The organism is Streptomyces morookaense (genome assembly GCF_013030945.1).
GTDB lineage: Bacteria > Actinomycetota > Actinomycetes > Streptomycetales > Streptomycetaceae > Streptomyces > Streptomyces morookaensis.
The window spans coordinates 1-24,957 of record NZ_JABBXF010000106.1; the positions used below are offsets into that span (position 1 = coordinate 1).

Consider the following 24,957-nt stretch of genomic DNA (forward strand, 5'->3'; position numbering starts at 1 on the left):
CGGGTGCCCCGGCGGCGGCCCAGGGCAACAAGCCGCCGCTGCCGAAGCGCGGCGCCCCCGGCTCGTCCGCCCCGTGGCGCGGCGGCCCGCCGGCCGGCATGAGCAGCGGCTCCCTGTGGGAGAAGGGCGCCCCCGGCCGCTCCGTGGGCTCGGGCGACGCACCGTACGTGGGCGGCCCCGGGGACGGCCCTGCGGGCGGCCCGGCCGGTGCGGGCATGGGCATGGGTGCCGCACCCATGGCCGGTGACCCGTCGGCGACCGGTGCCACGCCGTGGCAGGAGCCGGCCGGTCAGGCCGACGACTGGCCTGTGCAGGGCATGGGCGCGAACGGCGCGATGGGCGCTGCGCCGATGGCGGGCGACCCCTCCACGACCGGTGCGACGCCGTGGCAGCAGCCGGGTGGTCAGGTCGACGACTGGCCGGGTGGTTCCTCGACGACCAGCAGCATGCCCGTACCCGGCGACCCGTCGACGACCGGTGCGACGCCGTGGCAGCAGCCGGGTGGTCAGGCCGACGACTGGCCGGGCGGTTCGTCGACGACCAGCAGCATGCCCGTACCCGGCGACCCGTCCACCACCGGTGCGACGCCGTGGCAGCAGGCGACCGGTCAGGTCGACGACTGGCCGGGTGGTTCGTCGACGACGGGCACCATGCCCGTACCCGGCGACCCGTCCACGACGGGCGCGACGCCGTGGCCGGCGGACCCGTCGACCACCGGCAGCACGCCCGCCCCCGCCGCGGGCAACGGCAAGGGCTCCTGGGAGCGCGTCGGCCCGGCGGCAGGCGCGGCGGGAGCCGCAAGCGGTGCCGGTGCCACGCAACAGTTCCCCGCGGCCACGCCCGGCGAGGGCGCACCGCTGACCCCGCAGGCGCCGCCCTCCAAGAAGAAGGGCGGTCCCAAGGGCGGTCCCAAGGGCGGCGGAACCGTTCCGGCTCCGTCCAGCGAGACGCTGGTCAGCGGCGTGCCCGCCGCCGTGCCCCCGGCGGCCGGACAGGGGCCGAAACCGCCGATAGACAGCGGCGCGCCCCGCATCGCGGTGCCCAAGCCCAAGACGCAGGTGCCGCCGCCCCCGGCCGCGCCCAAGAGCGAGGACAAGAAGGCCGCACCCGCGGCGAAGAAGAGTGCGCCCAAGAAGAAGGGCGGCGGCCGTTCGCGGCTCGTCCTGCTGGGCGGCGGCATCGTCGGCCTGGTCGGCGTCGCGTACGCGGCCGGCCTGCTGATGGACCACGCGGACGTGCCCAACGGCACCACCGTGCTCGGCGTCGACATCGGCGGCACATCCAAGGAGGCGGCCGTCCAGAAGCTCGACTCCGCCCTGGGCAGCCGGGCCAATGCCCCGCTCCAGGTCACGGTCGGCGGCAAGACGGCGCAGCTCAAGCCGTCGGTGGCGGGCCTGTCCATCGACACCCAGGCCACCGTGCGGTCCGTGTCCGGGCGGGACTACAACCCGCTGACCGTCATCGGCTCGCTCTTCGGCGGCTCCCGCAAGGCCGAGCCGACCGTGGTCGCGGACGAGGAGAAGATCGGTTCCGCACTCAAGGCGCTGTCCGGCGAGACGGGCGCGGCGGGCGACGGCACCATCAAGTTCGAGCCGGGCAAGGCCGTCGCCGTCTACGGCAAGGCGCACGAGGGCCTGGACGTCGACAAGTCGGTGCAGGTCATCTCGGACGCGTACAAGGCCCGGGTGGCGGGCGGCCCCGACAAGCCGGTGGCGCTGCCCAGTTCCGGGCAGCAGCCGAAGGTGAGCAACGCCGAGGTCGACCGGATGATGAAGGACTTCGCGGAGCCCGCGATGTCCGGTCTGGTGACGGTGCAGACGGATCCGGTACACAAGATCCAGTTCGGTCCGGACCGCTCGCTGCCGAAGATCCTCTCCGTCAAGGAGGTCAACGGCAAGCTCGTCGAGAGCTACGACCTGGAGGCGCTCAAGGAGCTGTACGGGAACGCCTTCAACGGTGTCCTGATCCAGCGCGGCGACGGCACGAAGAAGCCGGTCACGCCGCAGGACGTCGCCGGGGCCCTCGGCAAGGCCCTGCGCGGCAGGACCCCGGCGGAGCGGATCGCGACGATCGCGGTCAACGGGAGCTGACGGGCCCGGTGGCGGCGCCCTTGCGGGGCGCCGCCACCCATGACATCTGTCATCCCCGGTTCACGACGACCGACACTGCACGTGTCGCCCGCCACCGGCGATGATGGTCGGCATGACCACTACAGCAACGTTCACGGGGGAAGGGCGCCGTACCGGCGGCGCCCCCGTGGTCAGTTTCGACAACGTCAGCAAGTCCTACGGCAGCGTCAAGGCCGTGGCCGATCTCCACCTCGAACTCCACCCGGGCGAGACCGTCGCCCTGCTCGGCCCCAACGGCGCGGGCAAGTCGTCCACCCTCGACCTGCTGCTCGGGCTGCGCAACCCCGATGCGGGCCGGGTGCAGCTCTTCGGGACGACCCCGCAGCAGGCCATCGCGCAGGGCAAGGTCGGCGCGATGCTGCAGAGCGGCGGCCTGATGGAGGACGTGAAGGTCCGCGAGCTGGTGAAGCTCGCCTGCGACCTGCACCCGCGCGCGTACCCGCTCGACCGCGTGATGAAGAACGCGGGTGTCGAGGAGATCGCCGACCGCATGGTCAACAAGCTCTCCGGCGGCCAGGAGCAGCGCGTGCGCTTCGCGCTCGCCACCGCGGGCGCCAACGAGCTGATCGTGCTCGACGAGCCGACGACCGGTATGGACGTCTCGGCACGCCAGGCCTTCTGGGCCGTGATGCGTGAACAGGCCAACGAGGGACGGGCGGTGCTCTTCGCCACCCACTACCTGGAGGAGGCCGACGCGATCGCCGACCGCGTGATCGTGCTGCACCGCGGCCGGGTCCTCGCGGACGGCTCGGCGGCCGAGATCAAGGCGAAGGCGGGCGCCCGGCGCATCGTCTTCGACCTGGAGGGGCCCATCAACGAGGCCGCCCTGCGCGAACTCCCCTTCCTGACCGCCCTGGAGATATCGGGCCGCACGGTCCGTATCCAGTCCCACGACGCCGACTCCACCGTGCACGCGCTCTACGGGCTCGGCTTCTTCCCCCGCAACCTCGAGGTCGCGGGCCTCGGCCTGGAGCAGGCCTTCATCGCCATCACCGAAGCCGCGACCGCCGAAGAGGCAGCCCGATGAACACCCTGATCAAGCTCGAAATCACGCGCACGCTGCGCAACAAGAAGTTCATGTTCTTCTCGGTCGCCTACCCGGCCATCCTCTATGTGGTGATCGCGGGCGGCGCGAGCAAGGCGGAGATCGTCAAGGGCACGCACCTGACGCTCCCGCTGCTGATGATGGTCTCGATGGCCTCCTTCGGCGCCATCACCGCCGTCCTGGTGGGCAACAGCGAGCGGATAGCCAAGGAGCGCGAGAAGGGCTGGGTCCGCCAGCTGCGCCTCACCGCGCTGCCGGGCCGCGGCTACGTGGCGGCCAAGATCGCCTCGGCGGCCGTGGTGTCGCTGCCGTCGATCCTCGTCGTGTTCATCGTCGCCGCGGCCGCGAAGGGCGTGCGTTTCGACGGGGTCTGGCAGTGGTTCGCGCTGACCGGGGTCATCTGGGCGGGCAGCATCGTCTTCGCCGCGCTGGGCGTGGCGATCGGCTACCTCGTCACGGGCGACGCCGTGCGTCCCGTCACGTTCATCGTGTACTTCGGCCTGTCGATCCTGGGCGGCCTGTGGATGCCGACCGCGGTCTTCCCGGACTGGGTGCAGAGCATCGCGAAGTGGGTGCCCACCCACGCCTACGCGGCGCTCGGCCAGGCCATCGAGCAGGGCAACGCCCCGCACTTCAAGGACGTGGCCCTGATGGTCGCCTACGGTGTGCTCTTCGCCGGTGCCGCCGCCTGGCTGTACCGCAAGGACACGCACAAGTCCTGACGGAGTGTCAATTACCGGCCCGGGTGGTGACGGGGAGACTGCGAGCATGAACGAGCACGACGATCCCATGGAAAAGGTCGCGGAGAGTCCCTTCGCCCGGGTCGGCAAGGCGCCGGAGGACTGGCGCCACTTGCTGATCAAGGCCTGCTGGACGCTGCTCTACATGTCGTACCTGTACTACGCGGTGGACGACTTGAGGAGCGGCAGGCACTCGACCCTCGCCGTCCAGCTCGGCTGGATCGGGCTGGCCGCCTTCGTGGCCGGATACTTCTACCTCGTCCTCGCCCCGCGGCCCGAGGGGTACGCGCCCCGCCGGACCGCACTGCTCGCGGGGCTGTACGTCCTCGCCGTGACGCTGACGCTGACCATGGGCGGGGCGTGGACGGTCCTGCTGGTGTACGTCTCCATCTCCAGCGGCGTGATGCTGCCGCTCAAGTGGTCGCTGCGGTCCGTCCCGTTGGTCTCGCTCACCGTCTTCGTGCTCGGCACCGTCGAGCACGCGGCCACGGTCGAGGTGCTGATGCTCGTGCTGCCCACCTTCCTGGGCGGCGCGGCGATGATCGCTGTCATGCAGATGGGCCGCACCATGCGGGAGCTGCGCGAGGCACGGGCGACCGTCGCCCACCTCGCCGCGAACGAGGAACGGCTGCGGCTCGCCCGGGACCTCCACGACCTGCTCGGACACTCGCTCTCCCTCATCACGCTGAAGAGCGAGCTCGCCGGGCGGATGCTCCCCGAGCACCCCGAGAAGGCCGCGCAGCAGGTCGCGGACATCGAGAAGGTCAGCCGGCAGGCCCTGGTGGACGTCCGGGAGGCGGTGAGCGGATTTCGCCGCCCCACCCTGGAGTCCGAGCTCGCCGGGGCCCGTACCGCCCTCGCCGCGGCCGGCATCGCCGTGGACCTCGCCAAGGCGCCCGCCCGCCACCCGGACCTCGCGTCCGACGCCGAGGGCGCCCTGGCCTGGGCGCTGCGGGAGGCGGTGACCAATGTGGTGCGGCACAGCGGGGCCCGCCGCTGCGAGGTGACCATCGCGGAGCAGGACGACGAACTCTGCCTCACGGTCGCCGACGACGGGCACGGGCCGGGCGGCCCCTACGGCAACGGCCTGACCGGCCTGACGGAGCGCCTGGCGCTGGCCGACGGACGGCTGGAGACGGGCCCGGCGCGGGGCGGCGGCTTCCGGCTGCGGGCCTGCGTCCCGCTCTCGCGCAGGGCGGCGTCCCGGCCGCCTACCCTGTCCGTGTGACTCAGCAGATCCGCGTACTTCTCGCCGAGGACCAGTCCATGGTCAGGGAAGCCCTGGCCGCCCTGCTCGGGCTGGAGGGCGACATCGACGTGGTCGCCCAGGTGGCCAGGGGGGACGAGGTGCTGGACGCGGCCAGGGCGACGCCGGTCGACGTCGCCCTGCTGGACATCGAGATGCCGGGCCTGACGGGCCTGGAGGCGGCCGCGCTGCTGCGGCGGGAACTGCCGGCGCTGAAGGTGGTCATCCTGACCACGTTCGGGCGCCCGGGCTATCTGCGCCGGGCGATGGAGTCCGGCGCGGACGCCTTCCTGGTCAAGGACGCGCCCGCGGCCCGGCTGGCGGACGCGCTGCGCAGGGTGCTGCGCGGGGAGCGGGTCATCGACCCGACCCTCGCCGCGGCGGCCCTGGCGGACGGCGCCAACCCGCTGACGGACCGCGAACGCGCGGTCCTCACGGCCTCGGCCGACGGCTCCACCAACGCGGAACTCGCTGCGCGGCTGCACCTGTCGAACGGCACCGTCCGCAACTACCTGTCGACGGCCATCCAGAAGACGGGAGCGCGGAACCGCGCGGAGGCGGTTCGCATCGCGCGGGACAAGGGGTGGCTGTAGCGCGCCGTGCGGGGAACTGCGCGACCGGCCACGATGCGCCCGCAGTTGAGGTTCCCGGGGCTCCGCCCCGGACCCCAAGGGCGGTGCGTCGGCTGCGGGCCGGTGGGGGCCGTTCGCGCAGTTCCCCGCGCCCCTTACGGGGCGCGGTTGGCGGCGCGCTCAGTTCAGCATCGCCCGCGCGGCGAGCGCCCGGTGCCGGACCGATTCCGCCACCGTCGGGTCCGCCGCCGCGAGGACCTCCGCGTACTCCTCCATCTCCCGCGCGCCCCGCGCGAAATCGCCCCGCTCCACGAGGAGTTCGGCCCGCTCGAAGCGCAACCGCGCCGGATGGCTGGGCAGCAGGAGCGCCAGCTCCACCGCCCACAGCTGGACGTCGCTGCGTTCGGGCCGCGCCGCCGCCCACGCGCGGATGTTGTTGAGCACCCGCAGCACGATGTCCAGCGGCTCGGCCGGCGAGAACACGGACGGCGACAGCGGCGCCCCGGTCGCCCCGGCGACCAGCAGCCCCGCGTCGTCCTCGGACAGGATCCGTCCCCCGTCGAACGGATCGACCAGTACGTGCTCGCCGTACGGGTCCCCGAACCCGACCACGAAGTGCCCCGGCAGGGCCACCCCGTACACCGGCGCCCCGGCCCGGCGGGCCGTCTCGATCCACACCACCGACAGCAGGATCGGCAGACCGCGCCGCCGCGTCAGCACCGCGCCCAGCAGCGAGGACTCCAGCCGCCGGTAGTCGGCGGGCACGCCGTGGAAGCCGCACCGCCCGCCCAGCAGCTCCCCGAGCGCCTCCGCCCAGCGCTGCGGGGACGCCCCGCGGCCCAGCGCGGGCAGCAGCCCGGCGAGGCGGTCCAGCTCGATCTGGGCGGCGTCGACGACGCACTCGTCACCCGCTTCACCCCCTTCGACGAGCGCCTCCTGCTCGACCAGCAGGCACAGCAGCGCCAGGTCGGGCCGCTCGTCCCGGGCCGCCGCGGCGAACCGCCGCCGGCGTTCGGTCGTGTCGTCCATGGCTGCCTCCCTCCTCCATGGTGCGGCCGTGGCTACGGCCGCGGCTCGCGGCGGTAGTGGTACGCGTGGTGGGTGGTGAAGCCGAGCCCGTCGTAGAGCGCAGCGGCCCCGCCGTTGCCGGCCTCGACCTGGAGATACGCCGCCGAGGCACCCTCGTCCAGCGCCTGTTGCGCCAGCCGGGCCATGATCAGCCCGCCCAGCCCCTGCCGACGGTGCTCCGGAGCCACGGCCAGCGCGGAGAACCCCGCCCACCGGCCGTCGACCACGCACCGTCCGATCGCCGCGCCGGGCACCGACGCGAACCACACCGACGGCCCGCCCGTCAGCACCGCCCGCGCGTCCCCGGCGCCGCCCCCGGCGGGCCCGTACACCGCGAGCCACTCCGCGTCCGGCTCGCGGGACAGCCGCACCGCGCCCGTGTCGGCGCCGGTGTCCGCGACCGGCGCCAGCGCGGCCGTCTGCATCAGTGCGCTCCGCTCGACCGTCCAGCCGCGCCCCGCCAGCTCGGCGTCGAGCTCCTCCGCCTCCGGGTGCCCGGCCGGGAGCTGGAAGAGGGCAGGCAGTCCGCGCCGCCCGTACCACTCCGCGACCCGGTCCACGGCCTCCGGCAGCGGCAGCCCGGGCGAGCCGAGGCCGAGCACCGAGTTGGCCCGGGCGGTGAAGCCGCCCGCGGCCCGCAGGGTCCAGTCGCCCAGCCGCTCCGTCTCCCGCGCGGGCCAGCCGCGTGCCGCCGTCTCCTGCAGCTCGCGCACCGTGGCCGCCGGGCCCCGGCGGCGGGGCGGAGCGGCCGGCACCACCTTGCCCGCGACGAGCGACGCCTCCGGAATTTCAACCGTTTCCCCAGTCCTGCGAGTGATCCGCAGCACACCGCCCTCCCAGGAGACGAGCTCTCCGACGGTGTCGGTGAACCGTTCCGGGGACCGGGCGGAGTCGTTCAGGCGCCGTACGGAGACCCTTTTTCCCACATCTGCCGCGGTGATCCGGACTTCCAGCCTTCCGCCCGTGGTGAATTCCACAGCTCTGCCCGCCCCTCTTGTTCGTCATGTGCCCGGGGAGGGAGATACTAGGTGTGGGCATCGACGACGCCGCGCTCCCGCGCGAGATTGGCCCTACCGAGGAGGAACGACAGCGTGACCTACGTCATCGCGCAGCCTTGTGTCGACGTGAAGGACAAGGCGTGCATCGAGGAGTGCCCCGTCGACTGCATCTACGAGGGCTCCCGGTCCTTGTACATCCACCCGGACGAATGTGTCGACTGTGGTGCCTGTGAGCCGGTCTGCCCGGTCGAGGCGATCTTCTACGAGGACGACACCCCGGAGGAGTGGAAGGACTACTACAAGGCGAACGTCGAGTTCTTCGACGAGCTCGGTTCGCCCGGTGGCGCCTCCAAGCTCGGCCTGATCGAGCGGGACCACCCCTTCATCGCCGCGCTGCCGGCGGACATCAACCCGCAGCACTGACGGCAGCCGCCCGCGGCCCCGTACGGCCTCCGCCGTGCGGGGCCGCGGCGTTACGTGCCGCAACCCCGGACCACCCCAGTACAAGAGAGCGAGCGATCACGTGGGCGCAGTCTCCTCCCGTCTCCCCGTCTTCCCCTGGGACCGGCTCGAGCCGTACAAGGCCACGGCGGCCGCCCACCCGGACGGCATCGTCGACCTGTCGGTGGGTACCCCCGTCGACCCGGTCCCGGCGATCGTGCAGCAGGCCCTGACCGAGGCCGCGGACAGCCCCGGCTACCCCACGGTGTGGGGCACGCCCGCGCTGCGCGACGCCCTGGCCGGCTGGGCGGAGAGCCGCCTGGGCGCGCGGGACGTCGCGCACACCAATGTGCTGCCGGTCGTCGGCTCCAAGGAGCTGGTGGCCTGGCTGCCGACCCAGCTCGGTCTCGGCGCCGGCGACAAGGTCGCCTACCCGCGCCTCGCCTACCCCACCTACGAGGTGGGCGCCCGGCTGGCGGGTGCCGAGCCCGTCGTCTACGACGAGCCGACCGAGCTGGACCCCACGAACCTGAAGCTGCTCTGGCTGAACTCGCCGTCCAACCCCACCGGCCGCGTCCTGTCCATGGACGAGCTGCGCCGCACGGTCGCCTGGGCCCGCGAGCACGGGGTGCTGGTCTTCAGCGACGAGTGCTACCTGGAGCTGGGCTGGGAGGCCGACCCGGTCTCCGTGCTGCACCCGGACGTCTGCGGCGGCTCGTTCGAGGGCATCGTCGCCGTGCACTCGCTGTCCAAGCGCTCCAACCTGGCCGGCTACCGCGCCGCCTTCCTGGCCGGTGACGCCGCGGTGCTCGGCGAGCTGCTGCAGATCCGCAAGCACGGCGGGATGATGGTGGCCGCGCCCGTCCAGGCGGCCACCGTCGCCGCCCTCGGCGACACCGCGCACGTCACGGAGCAGCGCGAGCGCTACGCCCGCCGCCGGGCGAAGCTGCGGGCCGCGTTCGAGGCCGCGGGCTTCCGGATCGAGCACAGCGAGGCCTCGCTGTACCTGTGGGCCACGCGCGACGAGCCCTGCTGGGACACGGTCGCCGATCTGTCGAAGCGCGGCATCCTCGTCGCGCCGGGCGAGTTCTACGGCGCCGCGGGCGAGCGGTTCGTGCGGATTGCGTTCACCGCGACCGACGAGCGGGTGGAGGCTGCGGTCCGTCGCCTGGCGTAGACGCGGCACCCGTGATGCGAAAGGGGCCAGGGAGAGCGACTCGCTCTCCCTGGCCCCTGCGCGTTCCGCGTGGGAAACGGCGTCAGCCGCCCAGCGGCAGGTTCTGCCCGGTGGGCAGGTGACCCGCGGTCTGGCCGACGGCGCCGCCGGCCTGGCCCAGCAGCTGCTGCCCGGCGGCCTGGAGCTTCGGAGCGGTCTCGTGGCCGGTGTGCTCGACGACGTTCTTGGTCGTCCCGACGGCCTTGTTGCCGACCTCGGTCGCCGTGCCTCCGGCCTTCTGGGTGGCCCCGGAAACGGTGTTGACCGCGTGCGAGGTGTCCGCCGCGCTCAGCCCGCTGGCCAGGTCGGGGGCCTGCGCCAGGTCCGCAGCGTTCGCGGCACCGGAGGCGCCGAGGACGGTACCGGCGCCTGCTGCGACAAACAGGGCGACCTGGGCGATCCGACGCGTGAGGGGGAGGGACATGTTTCTCCTTGTGACGGAGTGGGAGGTCGATTGCTGTCCGGCGAGCGGACGCAGTGACTACCGCGTGAGTCCCTTGAAGGTTGCGGTGGGCCAATGTAAAGAGTTGGCAATGCATCGCATTATCGGCTATGCAGGAATCCCGCCAAACCGGACCACCCGAGCGGGTGCGTAAAAGCCCTACAAGCCGTTCATCGCAAGGAAGTTGGGGCTTCTTCGGGAATGTGTGCGGGCGGCTTGCCGTGCGGCAATTCCGGTACCCGGGGCGTACGTCCCGGGGGTGGCCCGTCGCACTACTGAACGGTGGCGATGTGCAGGGTCGGAGAGGGGTCGTTGTCCTTCTTGTCCTTCGACTTCCGCCAGCCGTCCTTCGCGTCCTCGGCGGTCCACACCCGGCCCTCGAACGACACGCGCGCGATGCGCAGTTCGGCCGCGTGGGCCACCGCCCAGGACGCCAGCGCCCAGCCGCGCCGCTCCGTCCCGTCCTCCGGTGCCTGCGGCGACGGCTGCACGGGCACCGTCACCGTGCCCTTCCCGCTCGACATCACCGGCTGCACCGACGGCCCGAACTCGCGCTCCAGCTTGGCGCTCACCGCCGACGCATCGCCCGCCTTGCCGTCCCCGGGGCTGGGTGTGCAGCTGAACGCGGCCGTCTGCCGGCCCGTGAGCGCCGACGCCAGCAGCGAGGCGTCCGGCTCGTGCTTGGCGTACGCCTGCGGGAAACCGCTGCGCTGCACCCGCTGGGCGGCCACCGTCAGCGGCAGCCGCGAGTAGCCCGGCACCTGCACCAGGTGGTCGTAGAACTTCCCCGCCGCGTAGACCGGGTCGGTGATCTGGGACGCGCTGCCCCAGCCCTGCGTCGGCCGCTGCTGGAACAGACCCAGCGAATCCCGGTCCCCGTGATGGATGTTGCGCAGCCCCGACTCCTGCATCGCCGTGGCCAGCGCGATGGTCACGGCCCGCTCGGGCAGCCCGCGCGAGGTGCCCACGGCCGAGATCGTCGCCGCGTTCACCGCCTGCTCGGGCGAGAGGGCGTACGACTGACCCTGGGCACGCGCCGTGCACCGCGGGGCCCCCGGGCCGCCCGTCACCAGCTGGGCGATGCCGTAGCCGATGAGTGCCAGCAACACGGCACAGGCGGCGACGGTCCGCAGCAATCGGCCACGACGGGCGGTGGAGATCCGGGGCATGCGCCCACGTTACTTGAGAGACGTGGCAACATCCGTCGCTGCCCTCCCCGGCGGGCCGTACCGTTCCCGCCCGGCCGTACCGCCGGTTAGGCTCCAGGTCATGGACCCCATGGCACTCGACCTGTCCCTCGACGCAGCCGCCCTCACCGCCCGGCTGGTCGACATCCGTTCGGAGAGCGGTACGGAGAAAGAACTGGCCGATGCCATCGAGGCGGCGCTGCGCGCCCTCCCGCACCTGACGGTCCACCGGTACGGCAACAACGTCGTGGCCCGCACGGAGCTGGGCCGCGCCGAACGCGTCGTCCTCGCAGGGCACATCGACACCGTTCCCATTGCGGACAATGTGCCCTCAAGGCTGGACGAAAACGGCATCCTCTGGGGCTGCGGCACCAGCGACATGAAGTCCGGCGTCGCCGTGCAGCTGCGCATCGCCGCGACCGTGCCCGAGCCCAACCGCGACCTCACCTTCGTCTTCTACGACAACGAGGAGGTCGCCGCCCACCTCAACGGCCTCGGCCACCTCGCCGACGCCCACCCGGAGTGGCTGGCCGCCGACTTCGCCGTCCTGCTGGAGCCCTCCGACGGCCAGGTCGAGGGCGGCTGTCAGGGCACCCTGCGGGTGCTGCTGCGGACCGCCGGCGAGCGCGCCCACTCCGCCCGCAGCTGGATGGGCTCCAACGCCATCCACGCCGCCGCCCCGATCCTCGCCCGGCTGGCCGCGTACGAGCCCCGACGGCCCGTCATCGACGGCCTGGAGTACCGCGAGGGCCTCAACGCCGTCCGCATCGAGGGCGGGGTCGCGGGCAACGTCATCCCCGACGCCTGCACCGTGACGGTGAACTTCCGCTACGCCCCCGACCGTTCCCCGGAGGACGCACTCGCCCACGTCCGCGAGGTCTTCGAGGGCTGCGGCATCACGGAGTTCACCGTCGACGACCACTCGGCCGGCGCCCTGCCCGGCCTCTCCCACCCGGCCGCCGTGGCCTTCATGGAGGCCGTCGGCGGCACCGCACAGCCCAAGTTCGGCTGGACGGACGTCTCCCGCTTCAGCGCGCTCGGCGTGCCCGCCGTCAACTACGGTCCCGGTGACGCGCTGTACGCGCACAAGCGCGACGAGCACGTCGCCGTCGAGAAGATCCACCACTGCGAGGAGCGGCTGCGCAGCTGGCTCATCTCCTGAGCCGGCCTGGGTAGGCCTACGCTGAACAGCAACGATCCGCAGCGGAGGGAGCGTACGCATGGTCAACCCCGAAGGGACGCGCGCACAGCGGGAACAGCGCCGGGGGCCGGTCGTCAGACGCCACGGCCAGATGCAGGCGGGCACCACCGACCAGCATCTGCTGGACACCCGCGGGACCGCGGACTGGGTGCACGAGGATCCCTTCCGGGTGCTGCGCATCCAGTCCGAGTTCGTCGAGGGATTCGGCGCCCTCGCCGAACTGCCCCCCGCCATCAGCGTCTTCGGCTCCGCCCGCACCCGGCGCGGCAGCGCGGAGTACCGGGCCGGCGAGGCCATCGGCCGCGGTCTGGTGGAGGCCGGCTTCGCGGTCATCACGGGCGGCGGCCCCGGCGCCATGGAGGCGGCGAACAAGGGCGCCATGGAGGCGGGCGGCGTCTCCGTGGGCCTGGGCATCGAGCTGCCCTTCGAGCAGGGCATCAACCCGTATGTGAACCTCGGCGTCGACTTCCGCTACTTCTTCGTCCGGAAGACGATGTTCGTGAAGTACGCGAGCGGCTTCGTCGTCCTGCCCGGCGGACTGGGCACGCTGGACGAGCTGTTCGAGGCGCTCACGCTCGTCCAGACCAAGAAGGTGACGCGCTTCCCGATCGTCCTCTTCGGTGCCGCGTACTGGCGGGGCCTGGTCGACTGGATGCGGGACACGCTCGTCGCCCAGGGCAAGGCGGGGGCGGCGGACCTGCAGCTGTTCCACGTCACGGACGATGTGGACGAAGCGATCGAGGTGGTGACGAAGGAGGCGGGGACGTAAGGGGCGTTCGCGCCCCGTCAGGCCAGACCCCTCCGGGCCACCGCAGGTGCCCGGTGGCCCGCGATGGCGGCCACCATGTCCAGCACCTGCTTCGTCTCGGCGACTTCGTGGACGCGGTACACCTGCGCCCCCAGCCACGCGGAGACGGCGGTCGTCGCCAGCGTCCCGATCAGCCGCTCCTTGACCGGCTTGTCGAGCGTCTCGCCGACGAAGTCCTTGTTGGAGAGGGACACCAGCACCGGCCACCCCGTCTCCGCCATCTCGCCGAGCCGGCGCGTGGCCTCCAGCGAGTGGCGGGTGTTCTTCCCGAAGTCGTGCCCGGGGTCGATCAGGATGCCGTCGCGCCGGACACCGAGCGCGGCGGCCCGCTCGGCCAGCCCGAGGGTGACGTCGAGGATGTCCTGCATCACGTCGTCGTAGACGGTGCGGTGCGGCCGGGTGCGCGGTTCCACGCCGCCCGCGTGCGTGCACACCAGGCCCGCCCCGTACCGGGCCGCGACCTCGGCCAGCTTCGGGTCCACGCCGCCCCACGCGTCGTTGAGCAGGTCGGCGCCCGCCTCGCAGACCGCCTCGCCCACCTCGTGCCGCCAGGTGTCCACGCTGATGACCACGTCGGGGTGGCGCCGGCGGACCTCCGCCACGAAGCCGACCGTGCGGCGCGCCTCCTCCTCGGCGGTGACCTCCTCGCCGGGCCCCGCCTTGACGCCGCCGATGTCCACGATGGCCGCGCCCTCCGCGACGGCCTGCTCGACGCGGGCCAGCGCGGGCTCGTCGCGGAAGGTGGCGCCCTGGTCGTAGAAGGAGTCCGGGGTCCGGTTGACGATCGCCATGATCACCGGTTCGTGAACGCCGAACTCGCGTCGTCCCAGCCGCAGCATCTTCCCTACTCCCTCTCGGTGGTCAGGCAGCGACCATAGCTGTCAGTGCGGCATGGCACGATCGGGAGTGGACGGTTCGGCTGACGGAGGACTACGGGGAGACGATCGTGTTCTGGTTCCTGCTCATCGCGCTCGTCGTGGTGGTCGCCGCGGTCACCCTTGCCGTCGCCGGGGGAGGCGGGGGCGGAACGCTGCCCGAGGCCGGGCCGGATGCGGCCTTCCGGCCGTTCCCCGCCCAGCGGCCGCTGGGCAGGGCGGATGTCGAGGCGCTGCGCCTGCCGGTGGCCCTGCGGGGCTACCGGATGGACGAGACCGACGACGCGCTCGACCGGCTCGGCGCCGAGCTCGCCGAGCGGGACGCCCGCATCGCCGAGCTGGAGGCGGCGCTGGCCGGCGCCCAGGCCGCGGCCATCGAGCGCGAGCGCCGGGCGCCGTCCGGCGAGGAGGAGGGGCGGTCATGAGCGGTTCCGGAACGGTCGTCGGGCCGGACGGCCTGCGGCGCTGCCCGTGGGGCCTGGAGACGGAGTCCATGGCGGACTACCGCACGTACCACGACACGGAGTGGGGCCGCCCGGTCCACGGCGACGACGCCCTGTTCGAGCGGATATGCCTGGAGGCCTTCCAGTCCGGGCTGTCGTGGCTGACGATCCTGCGCCGCCGCGAGGGCTTCCGCGCGGCCTTCGCGGGCTTCTCCGTCGAGAAGGTGGCGGCTTTCACGGAGGAGGACGAGGCGCGGCTGCTCGCCGACCCGGGCATCATCCGCAACCGCGCGAAGATCGCGGCGGCGGTCGCCAACGCGCGGGCCGCCGCGCAGCTGGGGGAGGGGGAGCTGGACGCCCTGGTGTGGTCGTACGCACCGCCGGGCCGCCGGGCCGCGCCGCGCACGAGCGCGGATGTCCCGGCGCTGACACCGGAGTCGACGGCCCTGGCCAAGGACCTGAAGAAGCGGGGCTTCCGCTTCGTGGGGCCGACGACGGCGTACGCCCTCATGCAGGCATGCGGGCTGGTGAACGACCATCTCGCCGGGTGCGCTGCGCGCGGCACCCAGTTGGGCGCCCCGTAAGGGGCGCTGGGGGCACCTCTCAGCGGTAGCTGGGGGAGGAACTGCGCGACAGCCCCCACCGGCCCGCAGTCGAGTCAGAACCCAGGAGGTCCGGGGCGCAGTCCCGGGTTCCTCGGCTGCGGGCGCGTCGTGGCTGGTCGCGCAGTTTCCCCGCGCCCCTTCGGGGCGCCCCGGCTCAGCGCCCCGAGAACTTCGGCTTCTCCTTCTTCACGAACGCCTCCACCGCGATGTGGTGGTCCTCCGACCTCGCGGCCCGCGTCTGGAGTTCGTCCTCCTTCGCCAGCGCCTCGCCCAGCGAGGCCCCGGCCCCGTACGCGAGCGATTCCTTGATCGCCGCGTAGGCGACGGTCGGCCCCCCGGCGAGCCGCCGTGCAACGGCGACCGCCTCGGCTGCCAGGTCCGCGGCCGGGACGACCCGGTTCGCGATGCCCAGTTCGCGGGCCTCGTCCGCGCTCACCGTGCGCGGGAAGAGCAGCAGGTCCGAGGCGCGGCTGTGACCGATCAGGCGGGGCAGCGTCCAGGAGACGCCCGAGTCGGCGGTGAGGGCCACCCCGGCGAAGGAGGTGGTGAAGGAGGCGGTGTCCGCGACCACCCGGTAGTCGGCCGCGAACGCGAAGCCCGCCCCCGCCCCGGCGGCCACGCCGTTCACGCCCGCCACGACCGGCTTCGGCATCTGCACGATGGCCGAGACGATCGGGTTGTAGTGCTCGGCGACGGTCGTCATGGCCGCCGACGTGCCGTGCTCACGGTCGGCGGCCAGCGCGCCGATGTGCTCCTTGAGGTCCTGGCCCACACAGAACGCCCGTCCGGTGGCGGTCAGCAGCACGGCCCGTACGGCGGGGTCCGCCGCGGCCTGCTGCAGGCTGTCCCGAAGGGCGCACTTGGTCTCGGTGTTGAGCGCGTTCATGGCGTCGGGACGATTCAGTGTGATCGTCGCGAGTCCGTCGGCCACCTCGTAGAGCACGGCGTCTGCCATGGTCCGGGTCCCTCCCTCTCGGCTGCAGCGTCTGCGGGGCTCAGCATGCCGGAGATCATCCGCTGCGGATATGTGACCTGCGTCAAAGAATCGCCTCCCGGTACGGGCCCGGCCCGGGTGCAGGACGACCATCCGATCCCCGAATTGAGTGGTTTTGCGGGAGGGAGTTGCCGAAGGGATGCGGACCGATGTTGGTCATTGGGTCGCGCGATGCGGGATAATGGCCTGGAAGCAATGTGTTCGATGCCGGTGACACCTGGGTTGTCGGCTGCGACGAGCTGGTTTCAGGAAGGGGAACGAGCATGGCGGCCATGAAGCCGCGGACGGGCGATGGCCCGCTCGAGGTGACCAAGGAGGGGCGGGGCATCGTCATGCGGGTTCCGCTCGAGGGCGGCGGTCGTCTCGTCGTCGAGCTGACCCCTGACGAGGCCAAGGCTCTCGGCGAGGCCCTGGAGAAGGTCACCGTCTGACGCACGGCCCACAATCCCCCCACTGCCCTGTCGCCTCCGGCGCGGGGCAGTGGTGTTTCCGGGGCAACCGTGAGTGCGGAGGCGTCCCTTACGGGGTGCCGCGGCGGACCGCGCAGAGGAGTCCGTCCCCCACCGGGAGGAGCGACGGCATCAGCACCGTCGACTCCCGTACCGCCCGCAGCAGTTCCCGTACCCGCTGCACCTCCGCCGGAGGCGCCAGGGTCGAGTCGACCGTGCGGCCGTCCGCGAAGACGCCCTCGAAGCAGACGAGTCCGCCCGGGCGCAGCAGGCGCAACGATTCGGCTAGGTAGTCCAGGCACTCCAGCCGGTCGCCGTCGCAGAAGACCAGGTCGTATCCGCCGTCGGCGAGCCGCGGCAGGACCTCCAGGGCGCGGCCGGGGATGAACCGCGCCCTGTTGCCGGCGAAGCCGGCCGCGCGGAACGCCTGACGGGCGAACTGCTGGCACTCCGGGTCGCTGTCCACGGTGGTCAGCACACCGTCCGGCCGCATGCCGTGCAGCAGATGGATACCGGACACCCCGGTGCCGGTGCCGATCTCGGCGACGGCCTTGGCGTCCGCCGCTCCGGCGAGCAGGCGCAGCGCAGCCCCGGTGCCGGACGACACCGAGCGGAGGCCCGCCTCCCGGGCCCGGTCCCGGGCCCAGCGCGTTGCCTCGTCCTCGGCTACGAACGCATCGGCGAACGCCCAGCTCGTCTGCCGGTTGCCGGTAATGGCCCTCTCCTGTCCCCGTGGTCGACGCACCCGAGACTGTATCCGCTGCCCACGGGAACCCGCAGATGGGACCGGGCGTTGGGAGAGGTGGAGGGCGGTGGCCGGATCCCGGCGCCGGCCGTCGCGGTCCGGTGACGCGGGGATCCCTCCAGGTCGAGACCAAAAAGCGGGTCAAAAATGCTTATCCGGAGCTAACGGGCGAGGTGGATATGGTAGGGGCTCCACTGGACACCACCAGAGCCGACAGGGGAGGTGCGGCTGCGGGCGGAGACCGCCGGGGAGTGCTGAGGCGCTTCCGCAGGTCCGCCGCCGAGCCGAAATCCGTGACCTACACCGCTGACAGTTCCCCCACCGCAGCCACCGCGACGTTCACCGCCGATGCGGATGCGCAGGCGTGGACTCCTCCCAGCTGGGAGGAGATCGTCAGCACGCACAGCGCACGGGTCTACCGCCTCGCCTACCGCCTCACGGGCAATCAGCACGATGCCGAGGACCTCACGCAGGAGGTCTTCGTCCGTGTCTTCCGCTCGCTGTCGACGTACACGCCGGGGACGTTCGAGGGGTGGCTGCACCGCATCACCACCAACCTCTTCCTCGACATGGTCCGCCGCCGGCAGCGCATCCGCTTCGACGCGCTCGGCGAGGACGCGGCGGAGCGGCTCCCCAGCCGGGAGCCGTCGCCCCAGCAGCACTTCAACGACACGCACTTCGACGCGGACGTCCAGCAGGCGCTGGACACCCTCGCCCCGGAGTTCCGGGCGGCGGTCGTGCTCTGCGACATCGAGGGCCTGTCCTACGAGGAGATCGCCGCGACGCTCGGCGTGAAGCTCGGCACCGTGCGGAGCCGTATCCACCGCGGCCGCTCCCACCTGCGCAAGGCGCTCCAGCACCGGTCGCCCGCCGCCCGGGCCGAGCGGCGCGAGCCTGCGGGGGTGGCCCCCGGGGTCCAGCTGAGTGGGGAGGTCGGGATCGCGTGACCGGTTCAGGCGGTCAGTCCCCCGCCGAGCACCACCTCGGCGACCGTCTCGCGGCACTGGTCGACGGGGAGTTGGGGCACGAGTCCCGGGAGCGGGTGCTCGCGCACCTCGCGACCTGCCGCACCTGCAAAGCGGAAGCCGACGCCCAGCGCCGGCTCAAAAGCGTCTTCGCGGAGGCGGCGCCTCCGCCGCTCTCCGCAGGGCTGCTCGCCCGGCTGCAGGGCCTGCCGGGAAGCGAGGGCGGTGACGGGGACGGAGACGGCGGCCAGGGAAAAGCCGTCGGCTTCGGCGCTCTCGCAGGACCGGCGTTCACCCTCCTCCCGGCGGTCGCCCCGCAGCCCCGTGACAGCGGATTCCGGATCCACGAGGTCGAGCGCGGCGGCGGCGCCCGCGGCCGGCGCTTCGCGTTCGCGGCGGCCGGAGCGGTGTCGCTGGCCGCTCTGGCACTGGTCGGCGCCCAGCCGCTGGAGACCCCGACCGCCCCGGTGCGGGCCCGCGAGGGCGGCTCCGGGGTCACGACGACCTCGCTGAACATGACGCCGGGCCGCTTCGAGGACACCGACGCCTACGCGACCCCGCAGCCGGCCTTCAGCGCGGCCCTGCTGCGCCCGTCCGGCGCCCCCGTCCTCCCGCCGCTGGCACGCGCCTCGCTCCCGGTGCACGCCACGCACTGATTCCCGCCATCGCCCCGGGGCCCGGTCCACGGGCCCTCCCGGACCTGGAAGAATCTCCCCGACGGCGGGCCCTGTGGGCGGGACGGTGGGGGAAAACAGGATGGACCAGGCGGATTCGGCTGCGCCGCGCACGACGAAGGGCGCCCTCGACGCCGCGTATCCCCGCCCGACGATTCCGGCACAGCCCCGCGAGGGGCGCGGGGAACTGCGCGACCAGCCACCGACGGCCCGCAGCCGAGGCACTGCCCCTGAGGTCCGGGGCGAAGCCCCGGGGCACACCGACACACCGTCAGAAGCCCCGGTGCCCGCGCCCGATCCCTGCGGAACGCCCCCGTCCGTCGCGGCGGAGCCGTGGCGGTACGACCCCTGGGCCGTCGTGGCCGAGCCGCAGGCCGCCGGGGTTTCGGCGCGGCGGCGCCGGGTCGTCGGCGGGGCCGTGCTCGTCGCGCTCGTCGCGGGCGGGGTCGGCGGCGGGGTCGGGGCCTGGCTCCAGCGGGACGGGTTCGGGCGGACCCTGAACCTGCCGCAGGCGGCCGCCGGGGAGCGGCCCGCCGACCGGGTGCCCGGCAGCGTTTCCTGGATCGCCGCCCGGGCCCTGCCGGGCGTGGTCACCATCCATGTGAGCGGCAGCGGCGAGAGCGGCACCGGCACCGGATGCGTCCTCGACAAGCAGGGCCACATCCTCACCAACAACCATGTGGTGCAGCCCGCAGGGCAGACCGGCTCCATCACGGTGACGTTCAACGGCGGCGAGACCGCCAGGGCCACCGTCGTCGGCCGCGACAGCGGCTACGACCTGGCCGTCATCAAGGTGTCCGGCGTGTCCGGCCTCACCCCGCTGCCGCTGGGCAACTCCGACTCCGTCCACGTCGGCGACTCCGTCGTCGCCATCGGCGCCCCCTTCGACCTCCCGGGCACCGTCACCACGGGGATCATCAGCGCCAAGGAGCGCCCGATCACCGCGGGCGGGAAGCAGGAGGGCACCGACATCAGCTACGTCGACGCCCTGCAGACCGACGCCGCGATCAACCCCGGCAACTCGGGCGGCCCCCTGATGGACTCCGCCGGCCGGGTCGTCGGCATCAACAGCGCCATCCGCTCCGCGGGCGGCACCTCCGGCGAGCCCGGGCAGAGCGGCGGCACCCAGGGCGGCAGCATAGGCCTCGGCTTCGCCATCCCCGTCAACCAGGCCAGGCGCGTGGCCGAGCAGCTCATCAACACCGGCCGCGCCACCCACCCGGTCATCGGGGTGACCCTCGACATGGCCTATACGGGTGACGGCGCCCGGGTGAACACGAAGGGCGTCACCCCCGGCGGCCCCGGCGACAAGGCGGGTCTCCGGCCCGGCGATGTGATCGGGGCGGTGGACGGGGTCCGGGTGCACAACGGGCAGGAGCTGATCGTCAGGATCCGCAGCCACCGCCCCGGCGACCGCCTCCGGCTCACCATCGGGCGCGACGGCCGCGAGCAGACGGCCGCACTCACCCTGGGCTCGGCGGGCGCCGGCTGACCCGGCGGGCCCGCCGCCCCGGCGCTTGGCCTGTTGTTGGCCGAGGCGTCTCCCACCCACCTCTTCCGGCCAGGTACCGTGATAGACGGCCTGCATCCTCGGCCACCGACGCATCAAGGAGCTGCAACGTGCTCGACATAGGACCCCTCGAGCTGGTCTCGCTCGTCGTCCTTGCGGTGCTCATCTTCGGCCCGGACAAGCTGCCGAAGGTGATCCAGGATGTGTCGCGCACACTGCGCAAGATCCGGGAGTTCTCCGACAACGCCAAGCAGGACATCCGCTCCGAGCTCGGCCCGGAGTTCAAGGACTTCGAGTTCCAGGACCTGCACCCCAAGACGTTCGTCCGCAAGCACGTGATGGAGAACGAGGAGCTGGGGCTGAAGGAGATCCGCAACGGCTTCGACTTCAAGTCCGAGATGGGCGAGATCACCGACGCGGTGCACGGCCGCACGGACGTCCCCGCCGCCGCGGGCGGCCCGGACCTGACGAAGAAGCCCGACCTCCACAAGCCGCAGGAGCGCCTCCAGCCGGGCGAACGGCCCCCCTTCGACGCCGACGCCACCTGAGACGTCCCGGCCCGCGCATCCGGTGCCCCATTGACGCAGGTGGCTATCCTCCCTTTGTTTGGGAGCAGCCGCTACGAGGAGGCGCCGCGCAGATGGAGACGACGAGTCGGGCAGTGGCACAGGGGACCGGTCCGGCCGAGGACGGCCCACAGGGCGTGCCCGGCACGCGGCGCTCGGTCGACGGCTATCTGATGGCGTCCTTCCCCTGGTACGGGCTGGACGAGGCCCATACGGGCCGCCGTTGGCTGATGCAGGTCGGCGCCGCCGCCGACGGCACCGTGGAGCACGGTTCCACGGGCCACGGCGAGGAGCCCACGCTGCGCACCGGGCACGCCGTCCCGGGCGCGGAGCGCCGCCGCTTCGCCGTCGTGGTGACCGTCGCGGGCCGCCCGGTGCGGCGCAGCGCCGACGGCACGGGCGTGCTGGAGGCCACCTCGGTCTCCTCGGCCGCCTGGCTGGCGGGCTCGGGCCTGCTGTCGTACACGTGGCCCGCGCAGATGGAACGGACCCTGCGCCAGGACTGGCTCGACCAGCAGACGTCCCTCGCCTGGGAGCTGGCCGACCACCTGGACGAGGCCCCCTGGACGACCCTGTCGCTGCCGGTGGACGGGACGCCGACGGAGTTCCGCTACCGGGAGTCGGAGTACGGCTGGGTGCTCGCCGGCTCGCCCGAGGAGGGCGGCGTCCATCTGGGTGCGTACGGCCGGGGGATGAGCGCGTACGGCATGGGCTTCTCGGTGATCAAGGACATCACGGCGTACGCGGAACGGTAAGGGGCGGCCTCCAAGGGAGACCGCCCCTTACCGCTGTCAGTGCCGTCAGAACTTGTTGCGCGGCGTGATGCCCAGCGACATGCCGGCCAGCCCGCGCTGGCGGCCGCCCAGCTTGCCCGCGATGGCCCGCAGCGCGCTGCCCGCGGGCGACTCCGGGTCGGTCAGCACGACGGGCTTGCCCTCGTCGCCGCCCTCGCGCAGCCGCACGTCGATCGGGATCGAGCCCAGCACCGGGACGTTCGTCCCCGTGGTGCGGGTCAGCCCGTCGGCGACCAGCTGGCCGCCGCCCGTGCCGAACACGTCGACCATCTCGTCGCAGTGCGGGCACGGCAGCCCGGACATGTTCTCCACGACGCCCACGATCTTCTGGTGCGTCTGCACGGCGATCGAACCGGCCCGCTCGGCCACCTCGGCTGCGGCCTGCTGAGGCGTCGTCACGACCAGGATCTCGGCGTTGGGCACCAGCTGCGCGACGGAGATGGCGATGTCGCCGGTGCCGGGCGGCAGGTCCAGCAGCAGCACGTCCAGGTCGCCCCAGTAGACGTCCGCGAGGAACTGCTGCAGCGCCCGGTGCAGCATCGGGCCGCGCCAGACGACCGGGGCGTTGCCCGGGGTGAACATGCCGATCGAGATGACCTTCACGCCGTTCGCCGACGGCGGCATGATCATGTTCTCGACCTGGGTGGGCCGGCCGTCGGCGCCCAGCATGCGGGGCACGGAGTGGCCGTAGATGTCCGCGTCCACGACGCCGACCTTCAGCCCGTCCGCGGCCATGGCCGCCGCCAGGTTGACCGTCACCGAGGACTTGCCGACGCCGCCCTTGCCGGAGGCCACCGCGTACACCCGGGTCAGCGAGCCGGGCTTGGCGAACGGGACCTCGCGCTCGGCCTGTCCGCCGCGCAGCGAGGCGGCGAGCTCACGGCGCTGCTCGTCGCTCATCACGTCCAGCTCGACGGTGACGCCCGTGACGCCCTCGACGCGGCCGACCGCCTCCGTCACCAGCGAGGTGATCTTGTCCCGCATGGGGCAGCCGGCGACCGTCAGATAGACCGCCACCGCGACCGCACCGTCGGCCGCGATCTCCACCGATTTGACCATCCCCAGCTCGGTGATGGGTCGCTGGATCTCGGGGTCGTTCACCGTCGCGAGCGCGGCGCGGATCGCGTCCTGATGCGGAGACGATCCGTTCGTTTCGGAAGCCATAGGTCTGATGGTACGGCTCGGCAGGGCGCCCGGGGAAAGACCTTCAGCGGTCGGCTTCCTCACTCTCCCGGGGGAATACGCGCCGCTGCTCCAGCTCCCTGACCAGGTCCTGGAACTCCGAACGGATCCAGTCCCGCGTCGCCACCTCGCCGAGGCCCATGCGCAGCCCCGCGATCTCCCGGGTCAGGTACTCGGTGTCGGCGATGGAGCGTTCGTTCTGTTTGCGGTCCTGTTCCAGGTCGATCCTGGCGCGGTCGTCCTGACGGTTCTGCGCGAGGAGGATCAGCGGTGCGGCGTACGAGGCCTGCAGGGACAGCACGAGCGTCAGGAAGATGAACGGGTAGGGGTCGAACCGCAGATGGTGCGGGACCGTGGTGTTCCACACCAGCCAGAGGGCGATGACCACCGTCATCCAGACGATGAAGCGCCCGGTGCCCAGGAAGCGTGCGATCCGCTCCGAGAGCCGCCCGAAGGCCTCCGGGTCGTACTCCGGCAGCCAGCCGCGCCGCTTCGCCCGCGGCACGTCCAGCCGGACGCGCGGATGGGGATGGGCGTGCGGGTGGACGGACGCCGATTCCGCCTTCACGCGCTCGGCGGACCGGTCGGGGCGCAGCCCCGCCCCGGTCGGCAGGGAATCGCGGCTGCGGTCACGGCTTGCCATGGGCGGCCTCCCGGATGTCGCTCATGCCGAGCGCGCCGTGGTGCAGTTCCGTCTCGCGCCAGTCCTCGGGCAGCAGGTGGTCCAGCACGTCGTCGACGGTGACGGCGCCCAGCAGCGAGCCGCTCTCGTCCACGACGGGCGCGGCGACCATGTTGTACGTGGCCAGGTAGCTGGTGACGGCGGGCAGGGGGGTGTCCGGCGCCAGGGGCCGCAGGTCGGTGTCGGTGATCGAGCCGACGAGGGTGAACGGCGGGTCCCGCAGCAGCCGTTGGAAGTGCACGGTGCCCAGGTACTTGCCCGTCGGCGTCTCGTCCGGCGGCCGGCAGACGTAGACCTGCGCGGCGAGCGCGGGGGAGAGGTCCGGGTTGCGGACCCGGGCCAGGGCGTCGGCCACGGTCGCGTCCGGGCGCAGCACGATCGGCTCGGTCGTCATCAGGCCGCCCGCCGTCCGCTCCTCATAGGCCATCAGACGCCGCACGTCCGCAGCGTCGTCCGGCTGCATCAGCGTCAGCAGCCGCTCCTTGTCGTCCTCGGGCAGCTCGGAGAGCAGGTCGGCGGCGTCGTCCGGGTCCATCGCCTCCAGGACGTCGGCGGCGCGTTCCTCCTGGAGCTTGCCCAGGATCTCGATCTGGTCGTCCTCCGGCAGCTCCTCCAGGACGTCCGCCAGCCGGTCGTCGTCCAGGGCCGCGGCCACCTCGGCGCGGCGCTTGGGGGAGAGGTGGTGCAGGACGTTGGCGAGGTCGGCGGGGCGCAGCCGCTCGAAGGTGGCCAGCAGGTTCTCGGCGCCCTGCCCGTGCTCCTCCAGGGAGAAGCCGGTGACGGCCGACCACTCGACGGTCAGCGTCTCGCCCTTGCGGCGCAGCGCGCCGCCCTTGCCGCGGCGGACGAAGACCTTGTCGATCTCCCAGTCGCGGCGGGCCGGCAGCTGCGTGATCGACACGTCCAGCACCGTCACCTCCCCGTCCCCGTCCACCAGGCGGACCCGCCGGTCCAGCAGTTCCCCCAGGACCAGGGTCTCGGTCGGGCGTTGCTCGAAGCGCCGCATGTTGATCACCCCGGTCGTGATGACCTGGCCGGACTCCACCCCGGTCACCCGGGTCATGGGCAGGAAGATCCGCCGCCGGCTGACGAGCTCCACGACCAGCCCGAGGATGCGCGGCGGCCGGCCGCCCACGCGCAGCATCGCCACGAGGTCGCGCACCCGGCCGACCTGGTCCCCGTTCGGGTCGAAGACGGCCACGCCCGAAAGGTGCGAGACGAACACCCGGGGGGCGCCTGCTGCCATGCCGCGCACCTCCTCTCGTGTCCGGTTCAGGCTAACGTGACCGGCTTCTCCCCGCCGTGGGAAAGCAGCCGTACGGACTCCGGGCTTCCGCTCCGGTCCGGCCCGGGTACGCTGCCGCTGCCGTACCCCCGTAG

27 protein-coding genes are annotated in these 24,957 nt (G+C 72.7%); 17 read left to right on the top strand and 10 right to left on the bottom strand.

Features of this window, described 5'->3' with window-relative positions; translation table 11 throughout:
- The 5 genes from HG542_RS31085 to HG542_RS31105 form a co-directional block, all read left to right on the top strand.
- The coding region (locus tag HG542_RS31085; RefSeq protein ID WP_171087371.1) for a hypothetical protein at positions 1–2,090 on the top strand (2,090 nt) is incomplete at its 5' end.
- 112 nt (positions 2,091–2,202) lie between these two features.
- Positions 2,203–3,156 (top strand): ABC transporter ATP-binding protein, encoded by a 954-nt coding sequence (locus HG542_RS31090; RefSeq protein ID WP_171087373.1) that lies wholly within the window; start codon positions 2,203–2,205, stop codon positions 3,154–3,156.
- On the top strand, positions 3,153–3,896 hold the full coding sequence (locus tag HG542_RS31095; RefSeq protein ID WP_171087374.1) for an ABC transporter permease: 744 nt from the start codon (positions 3,153–3,155) through the stop codon (positions 3,894–3,896). Before HG542_RS31090 ends, HG542_RS31095 begins: the two co-directional genes overlap by 4 nt.
- Positions 3,897–3,942: 46 nt before the next feature.
- Positions 3,943–5,142, top strand: a complete 1,200-nt coding sequence (locus HG542_RS31100) for an ATP-binding protein (RefSeq protein ID WP_229922525.1) — start codon at positions 3,943–3,945, stop codon at positions 5,140–5,142.
- 38 nt (positions 5,143–5,180) lie between these two features.
- Positions 5,181–5,753 (top strand): response regulator transcription factor, encoded by a 573-nt coding sequence (locus HG542_RS31105; protein WP_176607181.1) that lies wholly within the window; start codon positions 5,181–5,183, stop codon positions 5,751–5,753.
- Between the two features lie 159 nt (positions 5,754–5,912).
- On the opposite strand, the gene HG542_RS31110 is transcribed toward HG542_RS31105, so the two are convergent.
- Both HG542_RS31110 and HG542_RS31115 read right to left on the bottom strand, forming a co-directional pair.
- Entirely contained in the window at positions 5,913–6,761 is an 849-nt protein-coding gene (locus HG542_RS31110; protein ID WP_171087377.1) for a transglutaminase family protein, read from the bottom strand.
- A gap of 32 nt (positions 6,762–6,793) precedes the next feature.
- The gene (locus tag HG542_RS31115; protein WP_171087379.1) at positions 6,794–7,777 is read right to left on the bottom strand and encodes a GNAT family N-acetyltransferase; all 984 of its coding nucleotides are present in this window, start codon (positions 7,775–7,777) and stop codon (positions 6,794–6,796) included.
- Between the two features lie 114 nt (positions 7,778–7,891).
- On the opposite strand from HG542_RS31115, the gene fdxA reads away from it, so the two are divergent.
- Together fdxA and dapC are read left to right on the top strand one after the other, a co-directional pair.
- Complete coding sequence (gene fdxA / locus HG542_RS31120) at positions 7,892–8,221, top strand: ferredoxin (protein ID WP_171087380.1); 330 nt, start codon at positions 7,892–7,894, stop codon at positions 8,219–8,221.
- 100 nt (positions 8,222–8,321) lie between these two features.
- Complete coding sequence (dapC, locus tag HG542_RS31125; protein ID WP_171087381.1) at positions 8,322–9,416, top strand: succinyldiaminopimelate transaminase; 1,095 nt, start codon at positions 8,322–8,324, stop codon at positions 9,414–9,416.
- An 82-nt stretch (positions 9,417–9,498) separates the two neighbouring features.
- Here the strand turns inward: dapC and HG542_RS31130 are convergent, their stop codons facing one another.
- Positions 9,499–9,879 (bottom strand): ATP-binding protein, encoded by a 381-nt coding sequence (locus tag HG542_RS31130; RefSeq protein ID WP_171087383.1) that lies wholly within the window; start codon positions 9,877–9,879, stop codon positions 9,499–9,501.
- 290 nt (positions 9,880–10,169) lie between these two features.
- Positions 10,170–11,066, bottom strand: coding sequence for a VldE C-terminal domain-containing protein (locus HG542_RS31135; RefSeq protein WP_171087384.1), 897 nt, complete (start codon positions 11,064–11,066; stop codon positions 10,170–10,172).
- Between the two features lie 100 nt (positions 11,067–11,166).
- On the opposite strand from HG542_RS31135, the gene dapE reads away from it, so the two are divergent.
- The gene (gene dapE, locus HG542_RS31140) at positions 11,167–12,246 is read left to right on the top strand and encodes a succinyl-diaminopimelate desuccinylase (RefSeq protein ID WP_171087387.1); all 1,080 of its coding nucleotides are present in this window, start codon (positions 11,167–11,169) and stop codon (positions 12,244–12,246) included.
- A gap of 58 nt (positions 12,247–12,304) precedes the next feature.
- Positions 12,305–13,054, top strand: a complete 750-nt coding sequence (locus tag HG542_RS31145; protein ID WP_171087389.1) for an LOG family protein — start codon at positions 12,305–12,307, stop codon at positions 13,052–13,054.
- A 17-nt stretch (positions 13,055–13,071) separates the two neighbouring features.
- Here the strand turns inward: HG542_RS31145 and folP are convergent, their stop codons facing one another.
- On the bottom strand, positions 13,072–13,932 hold the full coding sequence (gene folP / locus HG542_RS31150; RefSeq protein WP_171087393.1) for a dihydropteroate synthase: 861 nt from the start codon (positions 13,930–13,932) through the stop codon (positions 13,072–13,074).
- 107 nt (positions 13,933–14,039) lie between these two features.
- Between folP and HG542_RS31155 the strand changes: the two genes are divergently transcribed.
- Together HG542_RS31155 and HG542_RS31160 are read left to right on the top strand one after the other, a co-directional pair.
- Positions 14,040–14,393, top strand: coding sequence for a DivIVA domain-containing protein (locus HG542_RS31155; RefSeq protein ID WP_171087395.1), 354 nt, complete (start codon positions 14,040–14,042; stop codon positions 14,391–14,393).
- Positions 14,390–14,995 (top strand): DNA-3-methyladenine glycosylase I, encoded by a 606-nt coding sequence (locus tag HG542_RS31160; protein ID WP_171087397.1) that lies wholly within the window; start codon positions 14,390–14,392, stop codon positions 14,993–14,995. The genes HG542_RS31155 and HG542_RS31160 overlap by 4 nt, the downstream gene beginning before the upstream one ends.
- Positions 14,996–15,170: 175 nt before the next feature.
- On the opposite strand, the gene chcB is transcribed toward HG542_RS31160, so the two are convergent.
- Positions 15,171–15,971, bottom strand: a complete 801-nt coding sequence (chcB, locus tag HG542_RS31165) for a 2-cyclohexenylcarbonyl CoA isomerase (protein WP_171087398.1) — start codon at positions 15,969–15,971, stop codon at positions 15,171–15,173.
- A gap of 302 nt (positions 15,972–16,273) precedes the next feature.
- On the opposite strand from chcB, the gene HG542_RS31170 reads away from it, so the two are divergent.
- Positions 16,274–16,441 carry a DUF3117 domain-containing protein gene (locus HG542_RS31170; RefSeq protein ID WP_003985072.1) on the top strand — a complete coding sequence of 56 codons (168 nt, stop codon included), beginning with the start codon at positions 16,274–16,276 and terminating at the stop codon, positions 16,439–16,441.
- Between the two features lie 88 nt (positions 16,442–16,529).
- Here the strand turns inward: HG542_RS31170 and HG542_RS31175 are convergent, their stop codons facing one another.
- On the bottom strand, positions 16,530–17,204 hold the full coding sequence (locus HG542_RS31175) for an O-methyltransferase (protein ID WP_171087401.1): 675 nt from the start codon (positions 17,202–17,204) through the stop codon (positions 16,530–16,532).
- Between the two features lie 179 nt (positions 17,205–17,383).
- Between HG542_RS31175 and sigE the strand changes: the two genes are divergently transcribed.
- The 5 genes from sigE (at position 17,384) to HG542_RS31200 (ending at position 21,674) form a co-directional block, all read left to right on the top strand.
- On the top strand, positions 17,384–18,151 hold the full coding sequence (gene sigE / locus HG542_RS31180; RefSeq protein WP_171087405.1) for an RNA polymerase sigma factor SigE: 768 nt from the start codon (positions 17,384–17,386) through the stop codon (positions 18,149–18,151).
- Complete coding sequence (locus tag HG542_RS31185; RefSeq protein ID WP_171087406.1) at positions 18,148–18,825, top strand: zf-HC2 domain-containing protein; 678 nt, start codon at positions 18,148–18,150, stop codon at positions 18,823–18,825. The genes sigE and HG542_RS31185 overlap by 4 nt, the downstream gene beginning before the upstream one ends.
- A gap of 301 nt (positions 18,826–19,126) precedes the next feature.
- A complete protein-coding gene (locus tag HG542_RS31190; RefSeq protein WP_373313097.1) occupies positions 19,127–20,335 on the top strand; it encodes a S1C family serine protease in 1,209 nt (402 codons plus the stop codon).
- 128 nt (positions 20,336–20,463) lie between these two features.
- Positions 20,464–20,901 (top strand): sec-independent translocase, encoded by a 438-nt coding sequence (locus HG542_RS31195; RefSeq protein WP_171087408.1) that lies wholly within the window; start codon positions 20,464–20,466, stop codon positions 20,899–20,901.
- 92 nt (positions 20,902–20,993) lie between these two features.
- Positions 20,994–21,674 carry a hypothetical protein gene (locus HG542_RS31200; RefSeq protein ID WP_171087409.1) on the top strand — a complete coding sequence of 227 codons (681 nt, stop codon included), beginning with the start codon at positions 20,994–20,996 and terminating at the stop codon, positions 21,672–21,674.
- 45 nt (positions 21,675–21,719) lie between these two features.
- Here HG542_RS31200 and HG542_RS31205 read toward each other — a convergent pair whose 3' ends face one another.
- The 3 genes from HG542_RS31205 to HG542_RS31215 are packed head-to-tail and all read right to left on the bottom strand — an operon-like array spanning position 21,720 to position 24,823.
- Positions 21,720–22,877 (bottom strand): Mrp/NBP35 family ATP-binding protein, encoded by a 1,158-nt coding sequence (locus tag HG542_RS31205; RefSeq protein WP_171087411.1) that lies wholly within the window; start codon positions 22,875–22,877, stop codon positions 21,720–21,722.
- Between the two features lie 43 nt (positions 22,878–22,920).
- Positions 22,921–23,538 (bottom strand): DUF1003 domain-containing protein, encoded by a 618-nt coding sequence (locus tag HG542_RS31210; protein WP_171087413.1) that lies wholly within the window; start codon positions 23,536–23,538, stop codon positions 22,921–22,923.
- On the bottom strand, positions 23,525–24,823 hold the full coding sequence (locus HG542_RS31215; RefSeq protein WP_171087415.1) for a magnesium transporter MgtE N-terminal domain-containing protein: 1,299 nt from the start codon (positions 24,821–24,823) through the stop codon (positions 23,525–23,527). Before HG542_RS31215 ends, HG542_RS31210 begins: the two co-directional genes overlap by 14 nt.
- Positions 24,824–24,957: the final 134 nt, after the last annotated feature.

What these genes read in the sequence shown, in the direction of transcription:
- HG542_RS31090 (WP_171087373.1), top strand. Translation starts at nt 2,203, where the DNA reads ATGACCACTACAGCAACGTTCACGGGGGAAGGGCGCCGTACCGGCGGC.
- HG542_RS31130 (WP_171087383.1), bottom strand. Translation starts at nt 9,879, where the DNA reads ATGTCCCTCCCCCTCACGCGTCGGATCGCCCAGGTCGCCCTGTTTGTC.
- HG542_RS31170 (WP_003985072.1), top strand. Translation starts at nt 16,274, where the DNA reads ATGGCGGCCATGAAGCCGCGGACGGGCGATGGCCCGCTCGAGGTGACC.
- HG542_RS31100 (WP_229922525.1), top strand. Translation starts at nt 3,943, where the DNA reads ATGAACGAGCACGACGATCCCATGGAAAAGGTCGCGGAGAGTCCCTTC.
- HG542_RS31160 (WP_171087397.1), top strand. Translation starts at nt 14,390, where the DNA reads ATGAGCGGTTCCGGAACGGTCGTCGGGCCGGACGGCCTGCGGCGCTGC.
- HG542_RS31210 (WP_171087413.1), bottom strand. Translation starts at nt 23,538, where the DNA reads ATGGCAAGCCGTGACCGCAGCCGCGATTCCCTGCCGACCGGGGCGGGG.
- HG542_RS31215 (WP_171087415.1), bottom strand. Translation starts at nt 24,823, where the DNA reads ATGGCAGCAGGCGCCCCCCGGGTGTTCGTCTCGCACCTTTCGGGCGTG.
- HG542_RS31205 (WP_171087411.1), bottom strand. Translation starts at nt 22,877, where the DNA reads ATGGCTTCCGAAACGAACGGATCGTCTCCGCATCAGGACGCGATCCGC.
- HG542_RS31110 (WP_171087377.1), bottom strand. Translation starts at nt 6,761, where the DNA reads ATGGACGACACGACCGAACGCCGGCGGCGGTTCGCCGCGGCGGCCCGG.
- HG542_RS31135 (WP_171087384.1), bottom strand. Translation starts at nt 11,066, where the DNA reads ATGCCCCGGATCTCCACCGCCCGTCGTGGCCGATTGCTGCGGACCGTC.
- HG542_RS31200 (WP_171087409.1), top strand. Translation starts at nt 20,994, where the DNA reads ATGGAGACGACGAGTCGGGCAGTGGCACAGGGGACCGGTCCGGCCGAG.
- HG542_RS31145 (WP_171087389.1), top strand. Translation starts at nt 12,305, where the DNA reads ATGGTCAACCCCGAAGGGACGCGCGCACAGCGGGAACAGCGCCGGGGG.
- sigE (WP_171087405.1), top strand. Translation starts at nt 17,384, where the DNA reads ATGGTAGGGGCTCCACTGGACACCACCAGAGCCGACAGGGGAGGTGCG.
- HG542_RS31105 (WP_176607181.1), top strand. Translation starts at nt 5,181, where the DNA reads ATGGTCAGGGAAGCCCTGGCCGCCCTGCTCGGGCTGGAGGGCGACATC.
- dapE (WP_171087387.1), top strand. Translation starts at nt 11,167, where the DNA reads ATGGACCCCATGGCACTCGACCTGTCCCTCGACGCAGCCGCCCTCACC.
- chcB (WP_171087398.1), bottom strand. Translation starts at nt 15,971, where the DNA reads ATGGCAGACGCCGTGCTCTACGAGGTGGCCGACGGACTCGCGACGATC.
- folP (WP_171087393.1), bottom strand. Translation starts at nt 13,932, where the DNA reads ATGCTGCGGCTGGGACGACGCGAGTTCGGCGTTCACGAACCGGTGATC.
- HG542_RS31095 (WP_171087374.1), top strand. Translation starts at nt 3,153, where the DNA reads ATGAACACCCTGATCAAGCTCGAAATCACGCGCACGCTGCGCAACAAG.